The 6,113-nt window shown below is 34.0% G+C and carries 7 protein-coding genes; 1 reads left to right on the top strand and 6 read right to left on the bottom strand.

Annotation, left to right across the window (positions count from 1 at the left end; genetic code table 11):
- The 5 genes from U9P79_05370 to rfbB form a co-directional block, all read right to left on the bottom strand.
- Positions 1–619, bottom strand: a 619-nt coding sequence (locus U9P79_05370; protein ID MEA2104058.1) for a putative DNA binding domain-containing protein, incomplete at its 3' end; no start/stop codon positions are given.
- Between the two features lie 199 nt (positions 620–818).
- Positions 819–1,166, bottom strand: coding sequence for a type II toxin-antitoxin system PemK/MazF family toxin (locus tag U9P79_05365; protein ID MEA2104057.1), 348 nt, complete (start codon positions 1,164–1,166; stop codon positions 819–821).
- The gene (locus tag U9P79_05360) at positions 1,166–1,441 is read right to left on the bottom strand and encodes a hypothetical protein (protein MEA2104056.1); all 276 of its coding nucleotides are present in this window, start codon (positions 1,439–1,441) and stop codon (positions 1,166–1,168) included. Before U9P79_05360 ends, U9P79_05365 begins: the two co-directional genes overlap by 1 nt.
- On the bottom strand, positions 1,442–2,332 hold the full coding sequence (locus tag U9P79_05355) for a glycosyltransferase family A protein (protein MEA2104055.1): 891 nt from the start codon (positions 2,330–2,332) through the stop codon (positions 1,442–1,444).
- Between the two features lie 45 nt (positions 2,333–2,377).
- On the bottom strand, positions 2,378–3,406 hold the full coding sequence (gene rfbB / locus U9P79_05350) for a dTDP-glucose 4,6-dehydratase (protein MEA2104054.1): 1,029 nt from the start codon (positions 3,404–3,406) through the stop codon (positions 2,378–2,380).
- A gap of 186 nt (positions 3,407–3,592) precedes the next feature.
- On the opposite strand from rfbB, the gene U9P79_05345 reads away from it, so the two are divergent.
- Positions 3,593–5,152 carry a T9SS type A sorting domain-containing protein gene (locus U9P79_05345; protein ID MEA2104053.1) on the top strand — a complete coding sequence of 520 codons (1,560 nt, stop codon included), beginning with the start codon at positions 3,593–3,595 and terminating at the stop codon, positions 5,150–5,152.
- A 190-nt stretch (positions 5,153–5,342) separates the two neighbouring features.
- On the opposite strand, the gene U9P79_05340 is transcribed toward U9P79_05345, so the two are convergent.
- The gene (locus tag U9P79_05340; GenBank protein ID MEA2104052.1) at positions 5,343–6,074 is read right to left on the bottom strand and encodes a hypothetical protein; all 732 of its coding nucleotides are present in this window, start codon (positions 6,072–6,074) and stop codon (positions 5,343–5,345) included.
- Positions 6,075–6,113: the final 39 nt, after the last annotated feature.

The raw sequence follows: 6,113 nt of genomic DNA, 5'->3' as shown, positions 1-6,113 counted from the left end.
TTTTTGAACTGATGATATATTTATATGGTTTTTTTGCAAAATACAGAACTCCGGCATTTGTAAAACCTTCATTGGTCAGTATTCGTAGATTTTTCAGTATTTCATTTCTAGGAAGACTGTTAGAGATATTTGCAAGTTTCAAATAATATTCAAATTTATCTTCATCAAAGTCTCTCCAATCAAAATTCGGACAGATTTGTTCATCAAAGCGAATTTTACCGGATCTTATAGCGAGTGCTAAAATCTCATTTCTACTCATTTTTTGCGAGTTTGCTCCCATTCTCATAAAGAAACCAGATGAGCAAGAATAAGGTTTATTATTTCCTTCTCTTATTTCTATAGCTAAAATATTTTTAACTTCTGTTAACACTAATATTATAGATGGATCACAATTATGAGCAATATCCTGAATCCTGGATTTCAGCTTGTTTGTAATAGTTATACCCTTCATTTTTCCAACATCAGATACACCAAGATACACAATTCCACCCGAAGCATTAGCAAATGCAACGATTTCTTTGGAGAGGCTTTTATCAGGAGATTCTTTGAATTCTATATACTGACCCTCTCCTAATTGAAGAAGTTCATCTAAATTCTTTCCATTTACTAAGTCATTCATGTTTTTTGTTTCGTGTTATTTTCAGTTTGCTCTAATCAGAATTCAGGAAAAAACGGCAAATATCGAACTAGTTCGCCAAGTGGAAAATATTCTATATTTGCAGATACAGAATTTTTTCCTCTAAATTTCTTTAATACCTGCAATATTTTTTCTCTTTTCATTTTTTTACATATTTTTTATGAATTTATAAGAAATTATTTTATAAATCAAGACAATTACGAACTGCATCTTCAATTCTCGTAAGTATCTCATAAGAAACTTTTCCTGCAGGGCTTTTTGGAAATCTATTTGAATCTAATGAACGGAGTTGAAAACATAAAAACACAGTTTCCAATGATAACCCACTATCTGAAGAAGATATGCGGACATTGGTCGGATAATCACGTGAGATATTCTCCCCTTTCGTTCCTACAACCACTGTTACTACAAGAGGAAGCTTATTAATCGCATTATTAGATAAAACTAATACCGGACGATTACCTGCTTGTTCTCTGCCTTTGGTTGGGTTCAAGTTCACAAAATAAATTTCCCCCCGCTGAATTGCCATTATATTGTCTCCAATCCATCCATTTCAGTATCAATAAAGTCTTCATGAATCTTCTGCAACTCCTTTTGAATTTCATTATCTGCTGCCATAGCAGTAATTTGTTGTTCAAAATCCAGATTTAATCGGGATTTCTTGATACCTCTTTGTCGCCAACGATGAATAATCCGTTCAATTAACAGTAATTGATCTGCTCGGGATAATAAATTAATATTTTTTTCAATCTGAGATAAATTTATAGAATTCATATTTTTTCTCTTTTCATTTTTCTTTATCACTTATTGTCTTCTAAATCCACAAGGCACCAAACACAAAACCACATTCTTAAAAGCCTTAAAATTAAAACCACATTTCAATGAATTAACAAACTGAAAATACGCCTTCAAGTTTTCTCCATGCATCCGATACGCATATCCAAATTTAAAATACAAATCCGCCATTCTTTTCCTAATTACCTTTCTATATTTTTTATAAAAAGCAGGATTAACCGAAATAAATTTTTTCAACGTTTCTATGTCAATTTTCTTGTTTAATTCATAATCCTGCTTGCTGAGGCTTTCCTGCCAGACTCGGCGGTTGTACAATTTTTTTTTAACAACCCCGGCTTTATAATGCCTGCATAATCTCAAAAAAAATTCAAAATCTTCTCCAACGGGTAATTGCTCATCAAATAATCCTGTTTTTTCCAAACATTCTCTTTTTAGGATAATTCCGGAAGTTATTAAAAAGAAGTCCAAAAAAAAATCGAGTAAAATATCACCTTTGACCAATTTTACTTTTCGGATATAATTTTCGATGGTTTTACCGGTTTTGGTGATGAAATAGTTGTCGCAATAAGCAAAACCAAAATCGGAATTTTCTTCAAATATAGCGAGCTGTTTTTCCACCTTTTCAGGAAGCCAAATATCGTCGGCGTCAAGAAAGGCAATGTAATCTCCGGTTGCATTCTTCATTCCGAGATTACGGGCGGCTGCGGGACCACTGTTTTCCTGATATAAATATTTGATCCGATTTTTGTATTTTTCCAGCGATATTTTTAGGTTGTTGGTAGTCCCATCATCTACAATAATGATTTCAATATTCTTATAAGTTTGAGTTAGAACACTTTCTATTGCTTCTCCAAGATAGGGGCAATTATAGGTTGGAATAATTACACTAACTTTTTTCATTTGATTTTTTGCCACAAAACTAAAGGATAATTTTTAAGCTTTAGCTTAAAAAAAATTATATTTTCGCAAATACCAATCCACCGTCTTCTCCAATCCATCCCGAAAATCAGTGGAAACAGACCAGCCAATTTTCTCTTTTATTTTTTTACAATTCAGGGAATAGCGTTTATCATGCCCGGGTCGGTCTTTCGTAAAATGAATCAAATGTTTGTAAAAATCTTTGGGCTTATCGGTTTTTTTTGCAACAATTTCGCAAAGTAGATTGAGCAGATCAATATTACTCCACTCATTTTCAGCGCCGATATTATACTTTTCTCCCGTTTTTCCTTTATGGATGATTTTCCGGATAGCATCACAGTGGTCTTCCACAAATAGCCAGTCGCGGATATTTTTTCCATCACCATAAACCGGAAGCGATTTTTCGTGCAACATGTTGATTATCATTCTGGGAATAAATTTTTCCGCATGCTGAAAAGGTCCGTAATTATTTGAGCAGTTTGAAATTGTAACCGGAATTCCGAAAGTGTGGAAATAGGACATAACAAGATGATCGGAAGATGCTTTTGAGGCGGAATATGGGCTTCTTGGGTTATAGGGAGAATTTTCTTTGGCTGAATTAGGCTCTTCCAAACTGCCATAAACCTCATCGGTAGAAATGTGATGGAAAAGTTTATCGGATTTGTTCTTCCAATTCTTTCTGCACAATTCCAACAGATTGAAAGTGCCCAAAATATTTGACATAATAAAAGGGCGAGGACTGGAGATTGAGCGATCTACGTGTGATTCTGCAGCGAAGTGAACGATGCAATCGGGCTGATGTTTCTCGAAAACGGTTTCCAGTTTTTGGAAATTACAAATATCAATCTGCTCAAAAAAATATTCGCCCCTTTTCCGGTTGAACTCGGTTCCATCCGACAAAGTTTTTTCAATATCAAGGAGATTGTCTTGATTTCCGGCATAAGTCAGTTTGTCAATGTTGATAATATTTCCAGCATAATCGCTCTCATTTATCAAATATCTGATAAAGTTACTCCCTATAAAACCAGCTCCACCGGTAATCAAAATATTTTTCATAGCTCTCTTTATTTTTATAATTTGAGCAATTGGAGGTTCACCACTTTTTAAGTCAAGGTTTTTGAGAAATTGAAGGTGCATTTCGCTGTTTTTAGAAAAGAATGAAAATTATGTTCTCATAAAATTTGACATTAGTTAATGAAAACAAAAATAAGTTGATAATAAAATAATTGAAAAGAGGTAATCATGCGTTTGAAAATATTTATTTTGATAGTTACCACGCTATTTACAGCTAATTTATTTTCGCAGGAACTAAATCTCTGGCAAAATGTTTGTAATTCGGTAGCCCAAGTTGATTCCGAGATGATTGTAAATGTGGATTTATCCACTTCTGTGCTTGATTCGGCTACAACCGAGATATTCTATTCAACCGATGGAGCACAAAATTGGTTTGAAGAAGAAATGATAAATATGGACGAAGTCGGATATCAATTTACTTTAGCAGACAGTTTTTTGGTGAGTTCTGCGGAGGATAATTTTTACGGATTCAGAACTTATTATGCAACCGGATTGGATACCTTGGCAGATAAAATATTTTTCTCCATGTGTGCGAAAAATCTATCCAATTCTTTTCCGGTCGCGGAAAACTATTTCACAGAAATTTGTCCCGATTCTTTGGGAGACGCTCAAGGGGCATCCTCTGACCCATTTTTGGATTTAATCCGATTCTCCGGTTCTTTCTCCGAAGATAAATTCTATTTTCAATTGACTAATGACGATGATGAGTGGAAAACCTATGGTGGAATGTTACCTTTTTTGCCTCCTTGGTATATCTACAGCATCGCTTTGCGAAATCCTGAATCTGTAGATTCTTCGCTCTATGCAATCGTTTACGCTGATGTACCCGAGATTCCAAACTTTTTTCCAGGATTGTCTGCCGGCTTATATAAAGGAAACATTTTGGATTCAACCTTTTCGCAGATTGGAGAAGTTGAGCATGAAGTAGTGGACGGCAAACTGCAACTTGCTATTAATATCGAAGATCTAACGACTGACCCGGATTTCGGGCAGTGGCCCAATATTAGCGGAAGTATTTTTTGTGGTGTGGCTTTTATTACTATTGGATTGGATGGAACTCAACCTGAAATCGTTTTGAACGATTTGAGTGATCCGTGTTTTTACTTTCCCCAAATTAGACAAGTGGCGAATGGAGATACAACTGTTCCCGAACTATCCGAACTCACGTATTTGCAGACAGGTAATGAAGTAACATTTAGCATTTTATATACAGACGCTTCAAATAATCTTCCGACTGTACGAAAATTGGTTACGGGAAATAATTCGGAATATAGTTTATCTTCAGCAGATCATATTTATGATGATGGTAGCCTTTTTATCAGAACTATTTCTCTCGATGAAATTGGAACTGATCCTGTTTTTGCAGCCTTTTCAGATGGTTTGCATTCTGTAATTTCAAATGAAGTTTTTGTGAACAAGGTAGATAATGAGCATTTTTCTTTTTCAAGCGTTAATATTTTCCCGAATCCATTCGCAAATTCAGTTAATATTTCGCTGGAACTTGGCTCGAATAATATCGAAGTTGAGAATGCACGAATTCAAATATTTAATATTAAAGGGCAGAAAGTAAGATCTCTGTCCCCGATTAGTTATTATTCCGGAAAATTAAATTTTTTGTGGAATGGGAAAAACGAACAGCAATCTACGGTAAATTCGGGTATATATTTTTGCAAGATCCAGATCGAAGGAAAAGATTATCAAGCGGAAAAATTGATTTTAATGCGATAAAAAAATGTAGCAATTCAAAAAAATATAAACGGATTTAATCTGAATAGCCACGAGGATTTATCTCGTGGAAAAAGGAAACCAAACCAAATCCGGGGTTTTAACCCCAAAAGTGAAAACAAGATATGAGATTGATCTAAATATATGCACAAATTTTTAATAAATTATAAGTGTTTTTTAGAGATTTGAATTTCTAATCCTTTTTAGATTTTTTATGCTTGTGAATTATATCTTGCAAATTATATTTTTTGGGCTTGTGTTTGTAGATTATTTTTTTTATCTTTTTTAAATTACCATAACAAATAATGATGTCATTTTCCAATATTTCTGTGTCCGGAATGGGATTTTCTTTCCAAATGTTGGCTCTAATAAGAGCGATTATTTTTAATTTGGGGAAAACTTTTCCAAATTCTTCGATGGTCTTTTCATCAATTCTGTTTTTTTCACTTATTTCTAAACTGGCTATGCCAAAACCCTCTGGTACGGAAATAAGTTCTTGAAAATAAACAGGTCTAACGAGATTATGTTTAATAAGAAATATCTCGAATTTAGCGGAAAGTTTTTTACCAAGTTTGGAGGTGGAAAAAAAAGCATTGATTAGAAAAACGGATATTATAATTATAAATAGATTGATTAAAGAAATATGCCAATGAGTGATTTCGCGAAATGAATTTGCAAACGTGGCAATTAATGTAACTAATCCTGCATGCCCAAGCATCATTAAGTAACTTGCTATTCGCCTTCTTTGCGAACTTTTAGTGATAACTTCGGATTCTTTGGTAGTAAAACCTGTCCCCGTGAAACATGATAATGCCTGAAATTTTGCAACAGACCAGTCCAAGCCGGTTAGTTTGAAGGCGATTCCACCAATTCTTACGACAATAAATGAAATCAAAATTAATAGTATAAAAAAAACTAAATTCATAGCAATTCTCCATATTAAATTAAATTGGTGCCCATCCGT

The sequence above is a fragment of the Candidatus Cloacimonadota bacterium genome (genome assembly GCA_034661015.1).
In the GTDB taxonomy this organism is placed as follows: domain Bacteria; phylum Cloacimonadota; class Cloacimonadia; order JGIOTU-2; family JGIOTU-2; genus JAYEKN01.
The sequence above is the reverse complement of the archived record's forward strand: the minus strand, read 5'-3'. Positions and strand labels throughout refer to the sequence as shown.